The 18,118-nt window shown below is 68.6% G+C and carries 15 protein-coding genes; 13 read left to right on the forward strand and 2 right to left on the reverse strand.

The annotated features are described in order from the left end of the window. Positions 1-8 precede the first annotated feature (8 nt). The 3 genes from AC07RV_RS33845 to AC07RV_RS33855 are packed head-to-tail and all read left to right on the forward strand — an operon-like array spanning position 9 to position 5,021. Complete coding sequence (locus AC07RV_RS33845; RefSeq protein WP_296779402.1) at positions 9-2,087, forward strand: ATP-binding protein; 2,079 nt, start codon at positions 9-11, stop codon at positions 2,085-2,087. Further along, positions 2,080-3,921, forward strand: coding sequence for an acyclic terpene utilization AtuA family protein (locus AC07RV_RS33850; protein ID WP_296779406.1), 1,842 nt, complete (start codon positions 2,080-2,082; stop codon positions 3,919-3,921). The genes AC07RV_RS33845 and AC07RV_RS33850 overlap by 8 nt, the downstream gene beginning before the upstream one ends. 56 nt (positions 3,922-3,977) lie before the next feature. Continuing rightward, entirely contained in the window at positions 3,978-5,021 is a 1,044-nt protein-coding gene (locus AC07RV_RS33855; protein ID WP_296779408.1) for a Bug family tripartite tricarboxylate transporter substrate binding protein, read from the forward strand. Positions 5,022-5,032: 11 nt separating this feature from the next. On the opposite strand, the gene AC07RV_RS33860 is transcribed toward AC07RV_RS33855, so the two are convergent. Then, complete coding sequence (locus AC07RV_RS33860; protein WP_296779411.1) at positions 5,033-5,887, reverse strand: LysR substrate-binding domain-containing protein; 855 nt, start codon at positions 5,885-5,887, stop codon at positions 5,033-5,035. A 71-nt stretch (positions 5,888-5,958) separates the two neighbouring features. Here AC07RV_RS33860 and AC07RV_RS33865 point away from each other — a divergent pair, with 71 nt between their 5' ends. The 5 genes from AC07RV_RS33865 (at position 5,959) to AC07RV_RS33885 (ending at position 11,294) form a co-directional block, all read left to right on the forward strand. After that, the gene (locus AC07RV_RS33865; protein WP_444813538.1) at positions 5,959-6,858 is read left to right on the forward strand and encodes an enoyl-CoA hydratase/isomerase family protein; all 900 of its coding nucleotides are present in this window, start codon (positions 5,959-5,961) and stop codon (positions 6,856-6,858) included. Positions 6,859-6,898: 40 nt separating this feature from the next. Next, entirely contained in the window at positions 6,899-8,083 is a 1,185-nt protein-coding gene (locus AC07RV_RS33870; protein WP_208508213.1) for a CaiB/BaiF CoA transferase family protein, read from the forward strand. After that, positions 8,080-9,336: a CaiB/BaiF CoA transferase family protein gene (locus tag AC07RV_RS33875; protein ID WP_296779423.1), complete on the forward strand. Its 1,257-nt coding sequence runs from the start codon at positions 8,080-8,082 to the stop codon at positions 9,334-9,336. The genes AC07RV_RS33870 and AC07RV_RS33875 overlap by 4 nt, the downstream gene beginning before the upstream one ends. Positions 9,337-9,397: 61 nt before the next feature. Further along, complete coding sequence (locus AC07RV_RS33880; protein WP_296779427.1) at positions 9,398-10,567, forward strand: acyl-CoA dehydrogenase family protein; 1,170 nt, start codon at positions 9,398-9,400, stop codon at positions 10,565-10,567. A 121-nt stretch (positions 10,568-10,688) separates the two neighbouring features. Beyond that, the gene (locus tag AC07RV_RS33885; protein WP_296779430.1) at positions 10,689-11,294 is read left to right on the forward strand and encodes a class I SAM-dependent methyltransferase; all 606 of its coding nucleotides are present in this window, start codon (positions 10,689-10,691) and stop codon (positions 11,292-11,294) included. A 16-nt stretch (positions 11,295-11,310) separates the two neighbouring features. On the opposite strand, the gene AC07RV_RS33890 is transcribed toward AC07RV_RS33885, so the two are convergent. After that, positions 11,311-12,105 carry an AraC family transcriptional regulator gene (locus tag AC07RV_RS33890; RefSeq protein WP_296779432.1) on the reverse strand — a complete coding sequence of 265 codons (795 nt, stop codon included), beginning with the start codon at positions 12,103-12,105 and terminating at the stop codon, positions 11,311-11,313. Positions 12,106-12,249: 144 nt separating this feature from the next. On the opposite strand from AC07RV_RS33890, the gene AC07RV_RS33895 reads away from it, so the two are divergent. The 5 genes from AC07RV_RS33895 to AC07RV_RS33915 all read left to right on the forward strand — a co-directional run bounded on the left by AC07RV_RS33895 (position 12,250) and on the right by AC07RV_RS33915 (position 18,118). Continuing rightward, entirely contained in the window at positions 12,250-13,488 is a 1,239-nt protein-coding gene (locus tag AC07RV_RS33895) for an MFS transporter (protein ID WP_296779435.1), read from the forward strand. A gap of 18 nt (positions 13,489-13,506) precedes the next feature. Then, complete coding sequence (locus AC07RV_RS33900; RefSeq protein ID WP_296779438.1) at positions 13,507-15,135, forward strand: thiamine pyrophosphate-binding protein; 1,629 nt, start codon at positions 13,507-13,509, stop codon at positions 15,133-15,135. A 169-nt stretch (positions 15,136-15,304) separates the two neighbouring features. Beyond that, positions 15,305-16,768, forward strand: a complete 1,464-nt coding sequence (locus tag AC07RV_RS33905; protein ID WP_296779441.1) for a tannase/feruloyl esterase family alpha/beta hydrolase — start codon at positions 15,305-15,307, stop codon at positions 16,766-16,768. 372 nt (positions 16,769-17,140) lie between these two features. Continuing rightward, on the forward strand, positions 17,141-17,683 hold the full coding sequence (locus tag AC07RV_RS33910; RefSeq protein WP_296779443.1) for a hypothetical protein: 543 nt from the start codon (positions 17,141-17,143) through the stop codon (positions 17,681-17,683). An 84-nt stretch (positions 17,684-17,767) separates the two neighbouring features. Continuing rightward, positions 17,768-18,118: a hypothetical protein gene (locus AC07RV_RS33915; RefSeq protein ID WP_296779446.1), complete on the forward strand. Its 351-nt coding sequence runs from the start codon at positions 17,768-17,770 to the stop codon at positions 18,116-18,118.

Here is an 18,118-nt window from a genome sequence, read left to right on the forward strand (position 1 = left end):
AGAGCAAGATGCGTTTCGACACACTGCTCGTCGCCAACCGCGGCGAGATCGCATTGCGAGTGCTGCGCAGCGCGCGCAAGCTCGGCTTGCGCACCGTCGCGGTCTACTCGGATGCCGACGCCGGCAGCCTGCACGTGCGCGAAGCCGACCTGGCCGTGCGCATCGGGCCGGGCGATGCCGCCCGCAGCTACCGCAACGGCCAGGCGCTGATCGAGGCCTGCCGGCGCAGCGGCGCGCAGGCCATTCACCCGGGCTACGGCTTCCTGTCCGAGAACGCCGAATTCGCTCGAGCGGTCGCGGACGCCGGCCTGACCTTCGTGGGTCCTTCGGCGGAGGTGATCGCACTGATGGGCAACAAGGCCCAGGCGAAGACGGCGATGCAGAAGGCGGGCGTGCCGACCGTGCCGGGAGAGCAGGGTTGCGCGACGGACGAACAGGCGGCGGCGGCGGCCGAGCGCATCGGCTTTCCGGTCATCCTGAAGGCCGCCGCCGGCGGCGGCGGACGTGGCATGCGGGTCGTGCGCGATGCTTCGGGCCTGGCCGCCGCGCTGCGCCAGGCACGCTCGGAGGCGCTGGGCGCGTTCGGCTCCGACGAGATCATCATCGAGCGCGCGATCGTGCGCGGCCGCCACATCGAGATCCAGGTGCTGTGCGACGAGCATGGCCGCTGCCTGCACCTGGGGGAGCGAGACTGCTCGACGCAGCGGCGTTTCCAGAAACTCGTGGAGGAGGCGCCCTCGCCGGCGGTTGATGCCGGGCTGCGCCGCGCGATGGGCGAAGTCGCCGTGCGCGCCTGCGAAGCCATCGGATACCACGGGGCCGGCACGCTCGAGTTCCTGCTCGATGACCAGGGCCGCTTCTATTTCATGGAAATGAACACGCGGCTGCAGGTCGAACACGGCGTGACCGAACTGGTCACGGGCCTTGACCTGGTGGAGCAGCAGTTGCGCATGGCGCGCGGCGAGCGACTCGCTTTCGCGCAGGAGGATGTCCGCATGCGCGGCCATGCCATCGAGGTGCGCCTGTGCGCGGAGGATCCCGCCGCGGGCTTCCTGCCGCAGGTCGGCCGCGTCGATCTCTGGCGGCCCTCGCCCGACATCCGGGTCGACAGCGCCTTGCACGACGGCATGGAGATCGGCTCGAACTACGACTCGATGGTCGCCAAGCTCATGGCCTGGGGCGAGACACGCGAGGAGAGCACCAGCCGCCTGGCACGGGCCTGCGAGCGCACGGCGCTGCTGGGCGTGCGGACCAATCTCGGCCTTCTTTCGCGCTGCCTGCGCCACCCCCGCTTTGCCGCGGGTGAGGTCACGACGGACTTCCTGGCCGGCGAAGAGATGGGAGGGCCCGGCTGGCAGGCCCGGCCATCGGTGCATGCGCGCGCGGCCGCGGCCCTGCTGCTGGCCGGTGCCGTGGGGCGGGATGCGCACGGACTGCGGGTGCTGCCGGCCGGGCCGGGCCAGGCGCGCGCGCTGTGGCTCGCGGACGTGACGCACACGCCGGCCGCGGAAAGCGCGGAGTCGGCAGCCGCCTGCGCCGTCGAGCTGCGGCCATCGGCGGACGGCCGCGCGGTGGGCATCGTCTTGCGCCCGGGTGAACCCGTGCCTCTGCGCGATGCGAAGCCCGGCGGGAAGCACGACGCCGAACTGGTCGTCGAGGTGGGCAACGTGCGCTGGGAACCCGTCCCCGGTCCCTGCCCGGGCGGCACGCTCGGGCTCGCGGTCGATGGCGTGTATCGACAGCTCATGTGCACGTCGCCTCGCGCGGACGAATGGTGGCTGCAGGATGCGGCGGATTCGTTCGTGTTCCGGCGGCTGTCGCGCTTCGAGGCAGGCGACGCGCAATCCCGGGATGGCAGCCTGCGCGCGCCGATGAGCGGACGCGTGATCGCTGTGATGGTGGCGCAGGGCGACCTCGTCGAACGCGGCCAGACGCTGGCGGTCCTGGAGTCCATGAAGATGGAAATGCCGCTGTCGGCGCCGCGCAGCGGGCGTGTCTCGAGCCTGTCGGTTCGAGAGGGCATGCAGCTCAACGCCGGTCAGGTGCTGGTCGAGATCCTCGGATCGCAGGAGCGCGCGAATGGGTGAGAACGCAAAGTCCGAGCGCGCGATCGTGATCGGTGGCGCATCGGGATTCTGGGGCGACTCGCAGATCGCCGTTCCGCAGCTGCTGCAGGAGCAGGACCTCGGCTACCTGGTCTTCGACTACCTGGCCGAGACGACCATGGCGATCCTGCAGCGCGCGCGTCTGCGCACGCCCGAGCTGGGTTACGCCACGGATTTCGTGAGCGCTGCGCTCAAGCCCAACCTGCGCGAGTTGAAGCGGCGCGGCGTGCGACTGGTGTCCAACGCCGGCGGCCTCAATCCCGCGGCATGCCGCGATGCCATCCTGGCGCTGGCCCGCGAGCAAGGGGTGGATCTGACGGTCGCGACCGTGTCCGGCGATGACGTGCTCGCGCTGCAAGAGCGCTTCCTGCCCTGGCCCGGCAGCGATGCGCCGGCGACGCCGCCGCGGTTGATGTCGGCGAACGCATACCTCGGCGCCTTGCCGATCGCCCGCGCGCTGGCCGGTGGCGCCGACATCGTCGTCACGGGACGCTGCGTGGACAGTGCCGCGCTGCTGGGCATCGCTATCCACGAGTTCGGCTGGTCGATGCAGGACTACGACCGCCTCGCGCAGGCGAGCCTGGCCGGCCACCTGGTGGAGTGCGGCGCCCAGGCCACGGGCGGACTGGCCACGGACTGGGAGCGTGTGCCCGATTGGAGCGACATCGGATACCCGCTGGTGCGCATGACGGGCGATGGCCTGTTCGAGCTCTACCAGCCGGCCGGCGCGGGCGGGCTGGTGACGCGACAGACCGTGGGCGAGCAGTTGCTCTACGAGATCGGCGATCCGAAGGCCTATGCGTTGCCCGACGTGGTCTGCGACTTCTCCGAGGTTCGCATCGAGGAACTCGCCGGCTTCGAGGCCAGCGGCGGCCGCGTGCGCGTGACCGGTGCGCGCGGCGCGGCGCCCAGCGACTTCTACAAGGTGACCGCGACCTATCAGCAGGGCTACCAGATCGCGCTGATGATGGCTATCCGTGGGCAGCGAGCGCTGCCCAAGGCCGAGCGCACTGCGCAGGCCCTGCTGTCGCGCAGCCGTGCGTTGATGGCCGGTGCCGGTCACGCCGACTACAGCGACACCCTGGTGGAGCTGCTGGGCGCCGAATCGATGTACGGGCCGCATCGACGCGTACGGGACAGCCGCGAGGTGGTGCTGCGCATCGCCGCCCAGCACGACGAAAAGCATGCGCTGGCCTTTCTGCAGAAGGAGGCCGCGTCGGCCGGTACCTCGATGGGACCGGGAACGCGCAGCCATTTCGGCGGCCGCTCGGACATCCAGAGCGTGATCCGCACGGCGTCCTTCCTGTTGCCCAAGCAGGAGGTCTCGGTGCAGTGGCAGATGGGCGGCGCGACGGCGCGGGTGGCCTCGGAGCCGGGAATGCCCGGCGCGGAGCGCGCGAGCGACGCTGCGCCACCGACCCGGCGGACGGAGCAGACCGATGGGAAGACCGCGGCGCGGCAACTCGTGCGCGTGCCGCTCGGCACGCTGGCGGTGGGCCGCAGCGGCGACAAGGGCGACGACGCCAACATCGGGCTCATGGCACGCGATGCGGCGTGGCTGCCCGTCATCGGCGCGCAAGCCACCGCCGAGCGGGTGCACGCGTACTTTGCGCATCTGGTCGACGGGCCGGTTACGCGCTATGCGCTGCCGGGCATCGGCGCATTCAACTTCGTGCTCGAAAAGGCGCTCGGCGGCGGGGCCTCCTGCAGCCTGCGCTCGGATCCGCTGGGCAAGTGCTACGCGCAGATGCTGCTGGACATGGAGATCGAATGCCCCGCCGATCTTCTGCCCGAAGGGCCGGGCGCAGCGCCCTGAGGGCGCACACACCGCCATTCGATCCCACCCAACCAGAAAACCAGGAGACAGACACCATGCCCATCACACATCCGTCCGTTCGCCACTCTGCGTCCAGTCGCCCGTGGCGCCATGACCGACTGCGTCGTACAGCCGTGGCCGGGCTGGCGATCGCCTTGTGCGCGACGGCCGCCCTGGCCCAATCCGGCCCGGCACCGGTGGCCGAGCGACTGGACAAGCCCGTGCGCATCATCGTCGCCTATGGCGCGGGCAGCGCCTCCGACAGCATCGCCCGGCTCGTGGGAGAGGGCTTGTCCAGGCGCTCGGGCAAGCCGGTGATCGTCGAGAACAAGGCGGGTGCCGACGGCAACATTGCCGCCGAAGCAGCGGTGCGTGCGCCGACGGACTCGCACACGCTGCTGGTGTCCGGCTCGTCGACGCATGCGGCCAATGCCACGGTCTACAAGAAGCTGGCCTACGACCCCGAGGCCGATTTCACGCCGCTGGCCACGATGGCGAGCACGCCCTTCGCGCTGCTGGTCAATCCCAAGCGCGTGCAGGCGGCGACATTCAAGGACTTTCTCGCCTGGGCCAGGAGCGAGAACGCGTTGTCCTTCGCGAGTGCCAACGTGGGCGGGCGCATCACCGGCGAGCTGTTCAAGCAGAGGGCCGGCCTGAAGGCGGTGAACGTGACCTACAGAAACAGCAGCCAGGCCATGACCGACCTGATAGGGGGGCAGTTCGACTACTACCTGTGCGACATGGTCACGGCGCTGCCGCAGATTCAGGGCGGGACGGTTCGCGCCCTGGCCATTTCCAGCCCCGAGCGCGTGAGCTCGTTGCCTGACGTGCCGTCGCTCGCGGAGAGCGGCTTCGCGGACTTCGACGTCAGCTCGTGGATCGCCATCTGGAGTGCCAACGCTTCCACGCCGCAGCCCACGTCGAGGCTGTTGTCGCGTTGGGTCGGCGAGATCCTCGATTCGCCGGAAGGGCGTCGCTTCCTCGTCGGCAAGGGCCTGGTGCCCGCCAGGGTCGAGGCATCGCACCTGCTGGAGCTGCAGCGTCGCGACACCAGGCTCTGGGGCAAGATCATCATCGACGCGGGCATGCAGCAGCCATGAAGGTGGCTCCTTCAGCGCGGAGAGACGAGGCGACTGACGTCCAGCGCGCTTTCGCTCAACTTGCCCGGTCGGGCGTACAGCCGGTAGCCGATGGTCGGCAGCGCGGGCAGTCCCGCGTGGGGGTCCAGGACCTTGAGGTCGGGCGCGAGCATCTCCACGGTGCGCGGCGTGATCCCCATGCCGGCGCGCAGCGCCGCGCGTATGCCCGCGAGCGTCGACGTCTGGAAGGCGGTGCGCCATGGAATACCTGCCTCGGACAGCGCCTTGATCGCCATGTTGCGGAACGGGCAGCTGCCCTCGATCAGGATCAACGGCACCGGTGCGCCGGCCTGGTGGTGGTAGCGCGCGCCGGCGATCCAGGTCACGGGGGAGGTGCGCAACACCACCTGGTCGAACTCCGGGTTCGGTACCGGATCGAGCATGACCACGAGATCGACCTCCCCGCGGCGCAGGGACGAGGTCAGCCAGCGGCTGCGCCCGACCTGGATGTCCACGCGCAGGCCCGGAAACGCCTCCGCGCACATCTCCAGGTAGCCGGGGATCAGCGAGTCGACGGAGTCCGCGCAGGCGCCGACCTTCACGGGTTCGTCGAACGCCCGTTGCGCCATCGCGCGATAGGCCTCGTCGTTCAGGCCCACGATGCGGCGTGCGTACTCGAGAAAGCGGCTGCCCTCGGTGGTCAGGCGCTTGTTGCGCCCGACGCGCTCGAACAGCGCGCAGCCCAGCACCGTTTCGAGCTTCTGCATCTGCTGGGACACCGCAGCCTGGGTGCGGAAGACCTTCTCCGCCGCGATCGCGAAGTTCTCTTTCTCCGCCACCGCGACGAAGGTACGCAGCAGGCCGATGTCGAGGTTGCGGAAGCTCATGGAGTCGGCATCGACGCGCGTGCAGCAGAAGAGACGAACGCCTTGATTTTCAACATGCAGGATCGAACAGCGTGAATTCCAACTCCACCCCCACCCCTGGTGCTTCCGCAGGAATGCCTGTGACCGAAAGCGCGCCGTTCGTGCTGACGGCGGTCCACGGCGCCATTTTCCGAATCGAGCTTAACAGAGGCGATGCGAGGAATCCGCTGGGTGCGGACATGGTCAAGGCCCTGTCGCTGGCACTCGACCATGCCGAGCGATCGGACGCGGTGCGGGTCATTCTCTTCACCGCCTCGGGCAAGGCATTCAGCGCGGGCGGCGACCTCGGCAACATCGCGGACCGCCTCGCGGTGAAGCCTGGCGCCGACGGGCAGGACCCGATCGCGGCGGGCAATCGCCGCTACGGCGACTTTCTGACGCGGCTGGTCCGCACGCCCAAGATCACGGTTGCCTGTGTTCACGGTGCTGCGATGGGCGGCGGTGCCGGCCTCGCCTGCGCGGTGGACATCGCCATCGGCTCGCCCGCGGCCCGCTTCGGCTTTCCCGAAGCAGGCATCGGCCTCGTGCCGGGGCAGATCCTGCCCTTCGTCAGCGCTCGGCTGGGCGCACAGGCGGCGCGCCGGCTCATGCTGACGGGCGAGCGGATCGACGGGGTCGAGGCCCACCGCATCGGCTTGCTGGACTACCTCGCAGAATCGGATGAGGCACTGCCCGCACGCACGCGCGACGTGCTGCAGCTGCTCGTTGCCACCGCACCCGCGGCGAGCGCGGCGACCAAGCGCATGACCGCGCAGGTGCGCACGCTCGATGCACAGCCGCCAGAGGCACTCATGTGCTACCTCGACGCCGCGTCACTCACCTTTGCGCAGCAGATGCGCTCGGAGGCCGTGGAAGGCGTCACCGCCGCGCGTGAGCGTCGGCGTGCGCGATGGAACACGGGGGCCGAACTGCCCTTGCTTGCAACGCACTGAACGGCGAACAGCGCCTCACACACACTGGAGAACGAAAGACATGGCATCGCTCGATGGTTTGAAGGTCGTGGACCTGTCCCGGGTCCTGGGTGGCCCGCTGTGCGCCCAGATCCTGGGCGACCACGGCGCCGACGTGATCAAGGTCGAAGGTCCGATGGGCGACGAAACGAGGACCTGGGGGCCGCCTTTCGACGAGGCCGGCATGGCCTCCTATTTCGCGGGCATCAATCGCAACAAGCGGACCGTGTGCCTGGACCTGGGCATGCAGCAAGGGCGCGAGGTGCTGATGCAGTTGCTCGGCGATGCCGACGTGCTGATCGAGAACTTCAAGATCGGCACGCTGGAGCGCTGGGGCATGGGCTTCGATGACGTGCTCTCGAAGCGCTTTCCGCGGCTGATCCATTGCCGGGTCACCGGCTTCGGGGGCACCGGCCCGCTGGGTGGGCTGCCTGGCTACGATGCCGCGGTGCAGGCGCTGGGCGGCATCATGAGCATCAACGGCGACCCCGAGGGAGAGGCCACCAGGGTCGGCGTGCCGATCGTCGACGTGACGACGGGCCTGAGCGCCGTCATCGGCGTGCTGCTTGCGCTGCACGAGAGAGAGCGAAGCGGGAGGGGGCAGTCGATCGAGTCCGCGCTGTACGACAACGCGCTGTTCTCGCTTTATCCGCATTCGATCAACACGCTGTTCACGGGGCGGGCACCCGTGCGATCGGGCAACGGCCATCCCAACATCGCGCCCTACGACACCTATGCGACGGCCACGGAACCGATCTATCTCGCGGTGGGCAACAACGGTCAGTTCGGGCGGCTGTGCGAGGCCGTGCAGCGAAGCGATCTCGCCGCCGATCCGCGCTATGCCACCAACGCGCAGCGGGCCGTTCATCGTTTCGAGCTCAAGCGGGACCTGGAGGCGGCGTTCAGCGCGTTCGAGGCGCAGCCGCTGTTCGAGCGACTGGTGGCGGTGGGTGTGCCGTGCGGCGTGATCCACAACGTCGTGGAAGCGCTGAACCATCCGCACACTGCGCATCGCGGCATGGTGGCCCGGATCGGTACCTTCAAGTCGGTGGCATCGCCGGTCAAGCTTAGCCGTACGCCGGCGAGCTACCGGGCGGCGCCGCAGGAAATCGGCGCCAGCACGGTGCAGGTGCTGCGGGAGGCGGGTCTGACCGAATCGCAGATCGAGCAACTGCTGGCGCAGGGCGTGGCGCTGCAACGCAAGTGAAGCCGTCGTCCGCCAGCCGCTCGGCGGCCGATGTGGCATCCGATGGCGGAAAGACCGGGCCGCTGCGAGGGCTGCGGGTCCTGGACATCTCCACCATCGTGGCCGCGCCCACCGCGCCCACCGCGGCCGCGCTGCTCGGTGACTATGGCGCGCAGGTGACAAAGATCGAGTTGCCCGGCAGCGGTGACGGGCTGCGCAATTTCGCGCCCTTCAAGGAGGGCAGGTCGCTGTGGTGGAAGGCGACCAATCGCGACAAGAGGCTGTTGACGCTGGACCTGCGCCATCCGCGTGCCAGGCCGATCTTTGGCGCGCTGCTGGCGGAGACGGACGTCCTGATCGAGAACTTCCGCCCTGGAACCCTCGACGGCTGGGGGTGGTCGCGCGACGCGTTGTGGCAGGCCCAGCCTCGCCTGGTCATCCTGCGCGCGACCGCGTTCGGCCAGGATGGCCCCTATGCCGCGCGCCCGGGTTTCGCACGGGTGTTCGAGGCGATGGGTGGCCTGGCCTACATCACGGGGTCGCCCGAAGGGCCGCCGATGCATGCGGGCTATCCGATCGGGGATGCCATCGGTGGATTGTTCGGCGCGCTGGGCGTCATGGCCGCGCTGTGGAAGCGTGCGCGTGCACCCGATCTCCCGGGCGAGGACATCGATTTGTCCCTGACCGAGGGCGTTCTGAAGCTGCTGGATTTCTTGACGCTCAAGCAGGAACTGCTGGGCGAATCGCACGAGCGATCGGGCAACCTGAGCCAGTACGCCGCGCCCGGCGGCGTGTACCGCAGTCGCGACGGGCAATGGGTGTCCCTGTCCGGCAGCACCGATGCGATCTTCGCCGCCAATTGCAAGGCGATCGGCCGTGAGGACTTGGCCGCAAACGCGCGCTACGCCACGAACCGGCATCGATGCGAATCGGCCGCGGTGCTCAACGCCGTTTTCGGGGATTGGTTCGCGCTGCACGACCTCGACGAGATCGTCCGTCTGTTCGAGCGAGCCGGCGGCACCCTGGCGCCCGTGTATTCGGCGCGCCAGATCGCCGAGGATCCGCAGATGCGGGCGCGGGGATTTCTCCAGGCCGTGGAAGACCCGGATCACGGCCGGGTGCATCTGCCGGGCGTCGTGCCTCGATTCGCGCTCGATCCGTGTGCGATTCGGCGCACGGCAGGTGGCCTGGGCGTCGACAACGCCGATGTCTACGGGGGCCTGGGCCTCGCCCCGGCGGAACTCGAATCCCTGGCGCGCCAGCGCGTGATCTGAACACCTCGGGGCACCCTTGGGGCGCCCCGCGACACCGAATTCTCATTGCAGGAGACCGACCATGGATTTCACGTTGACCGGGGAACAGCGCGCGCTGGTGCATGCCATCGAGCGGCTGTGCGAGGACTTCCCGATCGAGTACTGGCGCGAGCAGGACGAGAAGGCGGTGTTCCCGCATGCCTTTCACCAAGCCGTAGCCGCCAGCGGGTTTCTTGGCATCGCGATGCCCGAGGCCCAGGGCGGTGCAGGGCTGGGCATCACCGAGGCGGCGCTGATGATGCGCACGATCAGCGCGAGCGGCGCCGGCATGACGGGCGCCTCGGCGATCCACATGAACATCTTCGGCCTCAACCCGGTGGTGGTGTTCGGCAGCCCGGCGCAGAAGGCGCGCTTCCTGCCGCCGCTGATCGAGGGCACGGAGAAAGCCTGCTTCGCGGTGACCGAGCCCGATGCGGGGCTGGACACCGCGCGCCTGAAGACACAGGCGCTGCGACAGCCGGATGGCAATTACCTGCTCCATGGCCGAAAGATCTGGATCTCCACCGCCCAGGTAGCCGACCGGATGCTGATCCTCACGCGCACGACGCCGCTGGAGGACGTGGCCAAGCCCACCCAGGGTTTGACGCTCTTCTACACCGCGCTCGACCGCAGTCGCGTCGAAGTGCGCGAGATCCACAAGCTCGGCCGTGCCGCGGTGGATTCCAACATGCTGTTCATCGATGGCCTGGCGGTGCCGCACGACGATCGTATCGGCGAGGAGGGCCGCGGCTTCGAGTACATCCTGCACGGCATGAACCCGGAGCGCATCCTGATCGCCGCCGAGGCGGTGGGCCTGGGGCGCGCGGCACTGCGCATCGCGGCGCAGTACGCGAGCGAGCGCGTCGTTTTCGGTCGGCCCATCGGGCAGAACCAGGGCGTGTCGCATCCGCTGGCGCGCGCCTGGATGAACCTGGAGGCGGCCGACCTGATGGTGATGAAGGCCGCCGCGCTCTACGACGCGGGCGAGCCCTGCGGCGCCGAGGCCAACACGGCCAAGTACCTCGCGGCAGAGGCCGCGCACGATGCCTGTCAGAACGCCATCCTCACGCTCGGCGGCATGGGCTACGCCAAGGAGTACCACGTCGAGCGCCTGCTGCGCGAGAGCTATATCCCGCGCATCGCACCGGTGAGCCCCCAGATGATCATGAACTTCATCGCGGAGCGGGTGTTGGGCCTGCCGAAGTCCTATTGATGGCTTCCCCCAGGCCCGACCGAGGAGCGTCAGGCCGTCTGCGATCATGCGGTACTTTCCGCCGCCGGCAGCTTCCCGGTCCTGCCGGCCTTCGCGAACCACTCCCTGAAAGACAACCTGCATGCAATCTGCCGACGCGGCGACCTTCGACGAGGCCTACTACCGGCGCTACTACTTCGACAAGAAAACGAAGGTGGTCGACCCGCAGCACGCCGAGCGCCTCGCGGCCTTCGTCTGTTCGTACCTCAAGTACCTGCGCGTGCCCGTGCGGCGCGTGCTCGACATGGGCTGCGGCATCGGCCACTGGCGCGATGCCATCGCGTTGCATTTTCCGAAGGCCAGCTACCACGGCGTGGAGTTCAGCGAATACCTGTGCGAGCGCTACGGCTGGGAGCGGGGCTCGGTGGTCGACTACCGCGCGAGGGAGCGCTTCGACCTCGTGATCTGCCAGGGCGTGCTGGCCTACCTCGAACCTTCCGACCTCAAGCGCGCGCTGCGCAACCTGGGGTCGCTCAGCGCGGGCGCGCTCTACCTCGAGGCCGTGACGCAGGAGGACTTCGAGCAGGACGTGGTCGACGAGGACCTCAGCGATCCGCGGCTGTTCCGCCACCGTGCGCAGGTGTATCGGCGCGGGCTGACGCGCGGCTTCAAGGAGATGGGCGGCGGCGTGTGGCTGAGCCGCCAGGCGGAGGTGCCGACCTTCGCGCTGGAGTGCACCGACGCCTGACCCGTAGAGCGCCCGCTCAAGGCTCGGCGAAGAACTGGCTCGGCGTCTGCCCGAAGTGCTTGCGGAACATGGTCGCGAAGGCGCCGGGGCTGTCGTAGCCCAGGCGCAGGGCGATGTCGATGATCTTCTCGCCGTCGGCCAGCAGCTCCAGCGCGCGCAGCAGCCGGGCCTGCTGGCGCCACTGGCCGAAGGTCATGCCGGTCTCCTTCATGAACAGGCGCTGGATGGTCTTCACGTCGAGCGACAGCCGCCCGGCCCAGTCGGCCAGGGTGGAGGCATCGTCCAGATGCTGTTGCAGCCGTTCGCAGATGCGCAACAGCCGTGGGTCGGCGGGCATCTGCAGGTGCAGCGGCAGCACGTGCAGGCTGCGCAGCTCGTCGAGGATGAAGCGCATCAGCCGGCCGTCGCGGGTGCCGGGCGCATAGGGTTGCTTCACCTCCATCGCCGCGCGGATCAGCTCGCGCAGCAGCGGCGGAATGCCCACGGCCTGCGTCGTCGTCAGGGTCCGGGGCGCCACCTCGGGCTTCACCAGCAGGCTGCGCATGTGGACCTCGCCGACGCAGCGGATCTCGTGCGCCATGCCCGCGGCCATCCAGATGGCGCGCGTGGGCGGCACCACCCAGCGGCCGGCCTCGGCCTGCACCACCATCACGCCGCGCAGGGCATAGATCAGCTGGTGCTTGGTGTGCTGGTGCGACCGGATGTGCCAGCCGGCGGGGTAGTCGGTGGCGCGGCCCGCGATCGGCGAGGACTCGCCCTCGATCTCGCGCAGCACCTCGGGCAATGACTTGGGACGGCGCGGGAGGTTCATGTCCTTTTTGCGAAAGGTGTTGGTCGGTTGGCGCAAGACAGGCGAGCCGCATCCTCCCATAATTCCGGGGCGCCGGCGGCCCGTTCTTCCCGAACCCGCGCCCCTCGTGCCGGCCGGTCCCGTCTCCCCAGTGTGAAAGTCCCCATGCCGCCTTCCGCGACCGCCCCCCTCGAATCCCAGGCCACGCCCGCGAGCGTCGCCGCCGCCAGTCCCGCGAAGGCCAAGCCCGCCTTCGGCATCCTCGGCGCCATCAGCAGCGCGCACATGGTCAACGACATGATGCAGTCGCTGATCCTCGCGATGTACCCGATTCTCAAGGGCGCGTTCTCGCTGAGCTTCGCGCAGATCGGCCTGATCACGCTGACCTACCAGCTGACGGCCTCGCTGCTGCAGCCGCTGATCGGCCTGTTCACCGACCGGCGTCCGCAGCCCTACTCGCTGCCGATCGGCATGACGGCCACGCTCATCGGCCTGCTGCTGCTGGCCTTCGCGCCCAGCTTCGGCATCGTGCTGCTGGCCGCGGCCTTCGTGGGGCTCGGCTCGTCGATCTTCCATCCGGAGTCCTCGCGCATCGCGCGGCTCGCCTCGGGCGGCCAGCACGGGCTCGCGCAGTCGGTGTTCCAGGTCGGCGGCAACCTCGGCACGGCCATCGGGCCGCTGCTCGCGGCCGCGGTCATCGTGCCCTTCGGCCAGCACAGCGTGGCCTGGTTCGGCCTGGCCGCGCTGCTGGGCATCGGCCTGCTGTTGCAGGTGAGCCGCTGGTATGCCTTCCATCACGTCACGGCCGGCGTGCGCAAGAAGGGCGCGGTCGAGTCGCCCTATCCGCGCCGCGTGGTGCTGGGCGCCATCACGGTGCTGCTGGTGCTGATCTTCTCCAAGTACTTCTACGTGGCGGGCATCAGCAGCTTCTACACCTTCTACCTGATGGACCGCTTCGGCCTCACGGTGCAGAGCGCGCAGCTGCACCTGTTCTTCTTCCTGTTCGCCTCGGCCGTGGGCACGGTGCTCGGCGGGCCGGTCGGCGACCGCATCGGCCGCAAGCCGGTGATCTGGGTGTCGATCCTGGGCGTGGCTCCGTTCGCGCTGCTGCTGCCGCACGCGGACCTGTTCTGGACCACCACGCTGACCATCGTGATCGGGCTGGTGCTGTCCTCGGCCTTCTCGGCCATCCTCGTCTACGCGCAGGAGCTGATGCCGGGCAAGGTCGGCATGGTCTCGGGGCTGTTCTTCGGCTTCGCCTTCGGCATGGGCGGCCTGGGCGCCGCGGTGCTGGGCCTGCTGGCCGACCACACCAGCATCGCCTTCGTCTACCAGGCGATCGCCTACCTGCCGCTGCTCGGCGTGGTCGCGGCGCTGTTGCCCGGAAAATCGCGCAAGTCATAGCTCCCCCTTGTCCGCTGCATGCCTTCCACCCGAATCTTTCGCGGCGCCGATGCGCTGATCGAATGCCTGCGCGCGGCCCGCGTCGCGCGCATCTTCACCCTCTCGGGCAACCACGTCATGCCGGTGTTCGACGCGGCCTTCGGCTCGGGCATCGAACTCGTGCACGTGCGCCACGAGGCCAGCACCGTGCACATGGCCGATGCCTGGTCGCGGGTGTCGGGCGAGGTCGGCATCGCGCTCGTCACCGGCGGTCCTGGCCATGCGAACGCCGTGGCCGCGCTCTACACCGCGCAGATGGCCGAGGCGCCGGTGGTGCTGCTGTCGGGCCATGCGCCGAACGACCAGCTGGGCCAGGGCGCGTTCCAGGAGATGCGCCAGGCCGACATGGCCGAGCCGGTCTGCAAGGCGTCGTGGCGCTGCGCCAGTGCCGACGCGGTGGCGGGCGATGTGGCCAAGGCCATCCGTATCGCGAAGTCGGGGCGGCCCGGCCCGGTGCACCTGAGCCTGCCGAGCGATGTGCTCGAGGGCGCGGCCACCGTGCCCGCCTTCGGCCCTGAAGCCTTCGTGCCCGAGCCGCGGTTGCTGGACCCGGCGCTCGCGACCGAGCTGGCCCGGCAGCTCGCCGAGGCCGAGCGCCCGCTGATCCTCGCGGGCCCGTCCTGCCTCACGCGCGATGGGCGCGCGCTGATCGCCGCGCTGGAGCAGGCCACGGGCGTGCCGGTCGCCGGCATGGAGAGCCCGCGCGGCATCGGCGATGCGAGCCTCGGCGCCTTCGCGCAGCTGTTGGCGCGCGCGGACTGCGTGCTGCTGCTGGGCAAACGACTGGACTTCACGCTGAAGTTCGGCACTGCGTTGGCCGCCGATGCACGGGTCCATCAGATCGATCCCGATGCGGATGAGCTCGCGCGTAGCCGCCGTGCCCTCGGCGACCGCCTGCGCACCGAAGCGCAGGCCGATGCCTGGCCCGCGATGCAGGCGCTGGCCGCGGCCGCAGCTGGCGCCAGGGACCCGTCGTGGCTGCAGGAGGCGCATGCGTGGCTGGCCTACCGCCCCGCCGCATGGGACGACGCGCGCGCCTCGCTGCCGCAGCGCCTGCATCCGGTGCAGATGCTGCGGCCGCTGCAGGCCCTGCTCGACAGCCATCCCGAGTCGGTGCTGGTCTGCGATGGCGGTGAGATCGGCCAGTGGGCCATGGCCTGCCTGAGCGCGCCGCACCGCGTCAACAACGGCGTGGCGGGCGCGATCGGCGCCGGACTTGCCTACGCGCTCGGCGCGCGCTGCGCGCAGCCCGAGGCGCCGGTGATCGCCGTCATGGGCGACGGCACCGTGGGCTTCCACATCGCCGAGTTCGACACCGCCATCCGGCACCACCTGCCCTTCGTGGCGGTGGTGGGCAACGACGCGCGCTGGAACGCCGAATACCAGATCCAGCTGCGCGACTACGGGCCCGAGCGGCTGATCGGCTGCGAGCTGCAGCCCACGCGCTACGACGCGGTGGCGCAGGCCTTCGGCGCGCACGGCGAACTCGTCACCGAGGCCGATGCACTGCCCGACGCGGCGCGGCGCGCGATCGCCAGCGGCAAGCCCGCCTGCCTCAACGTGATGATCGAGGGATTGCCCGCGCCGCAGATCCGGCGCGAGCCTTGAGACGTCGCGGGCCACGGGCGCCCGAAGTCATTCGATTGGCGCCGCAGGGATAGTGCGGTCCATTCCAGCGCGATCAAGAATTTCACGGCCTCCGGAAGAAGGCGTGGTCCCCGCTCCGGCTCAGGCGTGGGGTCTTGTGAATTCGAACCGATCACGTTGGAGACACATCTTGACTAAGACAGAGAACCTCGCGCGGTGGATCCGCGCGCTGCTCGTGGCGCTGGCCTGCGGCGCACTCGCCTCGTGGGCCCAGGCGGCCACCGACATTGCCAACATCCTCGTGCGCACCTGCTCGAACCAGCTCGAGGGTTCGCAGTACGGCGACGCCGTGCTCAACGATTTCCGCGGCAGCCGCTTCCCTTCGCCGAAGACCGGCGGCTTCAAGGTCACTTCCGTCCAGCAGGTCTGGCTCGCGCTGCCGGCCTACTGCCTGGTCAAGGGCACGATCCAGCCCACCTCGCCCGGCGGCGTCGACCCGGCCGTGAAGGACCCGAGCTACCGCGTGCGCGACATCAACTACCAGATCTACATCCCGGCGCAGTGGAACGGCAAGTTCGTGCAGCTCGGCGGCGGCGGCTTCGCCTGGAAGTCCGACGTGGTCGCCGCCGGCGCGCAGACCAGCCAGCAGTTCGCGCTGCCGCTGCAGGGCGTGGCGCTGGCCAACTACGCCGTGGTGCTCAGCGACGCGGGTGCCGATGGCTCGAACGGCGCCTTCGATCCCGACTTCGTGCGCCCGGGTCGCAAGCTCGCCGATGTCGCGAGGCAGGAGATGGTGAAGAACTTCGGGCAGGACTCGATCAAGAAATCGCTCGACGTCGGCCTGTACCTGCTGAAGAAGCTCACCGGCGCCGCGCCCACCGACACCTACTTCGTCGGCATCTCCACCGGCGGCCGGCAGGCGCTCAAGGCCATCGCCAACTGGCCCGACGCCTACGACGGCATCGTCGCGGGCGCGCCGCCGGTCGACGAGACCAACCTGCTGAAGACCCTGCAGGTGCCCGACGCGGTCAACGACTGGACGACCAACTGGGCCAGCGCCTCCGCCATGCTCACCAGCCTGTTCGGCCAGGACGTGTCGCCCCGGACCATGAGCGACGGCCTGGGCGCGACCTCGCGCTACCTGGCGGACGTCGCGATCGAATCGGGCGCCGACTACGACGGCTACCACCGGCTGCTCGACCAGCTGGCCCCGGTGTGGAACGTGCGGCCCGCCGAGCTCGTGCCCTTCCTGCGCATGTCGGCGCGGCAGGAGAGGGACGGCGGCAAGGGCAAGAAGATCGTGATCTACCAGGGCACCTCCGACTTCCTCGTGCCCTGCACGCAGGCCGGCGAATTCGTCAGGCAGCTGAACGGCCTGCCCGCGGGCGGACAGGTCGCGGCCGCCGACATCCGCAACACCGTGCGCGCCTATTTCGTCGAGGACTACAGCCACGGCTTCTACAACACGAATGCCGTGCTTAAGCGGCTCGGCCTCACGTCCCTGCAGTTGAACTGGGATGCGCTGGCCGATCTCGACCGCTGGGTGCACGACGACCAGGCGCGGGGCGGGGCGCCTTCGCTGGCGCGCAATGCCTCGGGGGAGATTCCTACGGCGCAGGCCTTGAGTGCTTGGAGGTGCGTCGCGGCGCCCTGAGGGGCGTCATTGGCTTACGCAACATTCTTTGACCACTCCGCGCGCAGCGTCGTTCAAAGTTCATGCGCTGAAAGTCAACTTCCTAGGATGTTGCTGGTCCATCGCCCTCCGCGCAGTCCCTTTGCCACGGTCACTTTCGAGGATCGCAGTGCGAGCGATTGACGGGGCTGTTGTGATAGCAAAGGTTATTGCGATGGCAGAGTTCATCACTGCAGCAGCAGATGGGCCGACCTCGGCCCACCTGCTGTTGCCGCTGCTTCAGCGTAAGCCCGCGGCTATGTCATCGAAACCGAAAGCATGCGCACGCGGCTAGACTTTCGCTATCGATCAACCGCGAGAATTCGAACCAGCCGCCCAACCGGAAAGAAGACGATGGGGTATGACCTGAACTTGTGTACCGTGAGCGATAGGCAGTTGGACCATTTGAGGATCAATACTTCGCACACGCGCGATTTCATCGACGGCAGGCGCCCGAGGATGGCCGCAACCGGGGAAGTCGATGTCGAGGCCGGATGCGCTTGGCCGGAATCGGCAGCCGCTCGCACGGAGCTGTACTCAAGGGGCGGGCTCTATTTCATCCTCAACGGAACTACAGCCAAGGTTGATGGCGTCACGAACTTTCCCAACGTTGGAGGGCGATACCGCGGAGAGATGCTTGGGCTGGCGGTCGAGCTTGGTGAAGTGGGGCTTGGGCATGCGCACGCGTTTCGGGCCGCACAGGTCGTCGAGCTCAGAGCAGCATTGCGCGACCTGGATGTGGCCACGGTGGAAGCGCGGGCGCGCGCCCACGCTTGCGACGTCGAAAGCGATGAGCAAGAGCTTGCGCGCGATGCCGTCGCAGACGTCAATGCCTTGCGCGAGTTTCTCGACCGCGCCTGCGGCACGCAACTCGGCATGATGTGGTTCTGGGCCTAGAGAGCCTCGCGGCCACGACCAGAAATTCAACCAGTCCCCTTAAACGTACGCTGGCGAAAGCGGACAAAGCCGAGGCCTCACCCCATGCTTTCAATCCGAATTGATCAGTTTGAGTTCGACTATCCAGACGCCGAAGAGAAACTCGAGATTGATGTCTCGAAACGATCAAGGTATCCACACCCGGATGTGAAAGCGTTTGCCGGGTCGACCATCGGTGTTCCAGCCGCCTCGGCGCTACCTGAGCCCGTGCCCTTCTATCGGGTGGCGGAACGAGGAAGCATCAGCGAATATCTCGAGCGTTTCGCCAGGGTCGATGTACCCCGACACTGCGACTGGGCCACGCACATCCTTTCCGAGGAGTCATGGGATGAAGTTCATCTCATCATTTGCATGCCGGACGCATTTGTTCGCTATCACTGGTCCACAAGTGCATGA

The organism is Variovorax sp. GW821-FHT09B01 (genome assembly GCF_059418345.1).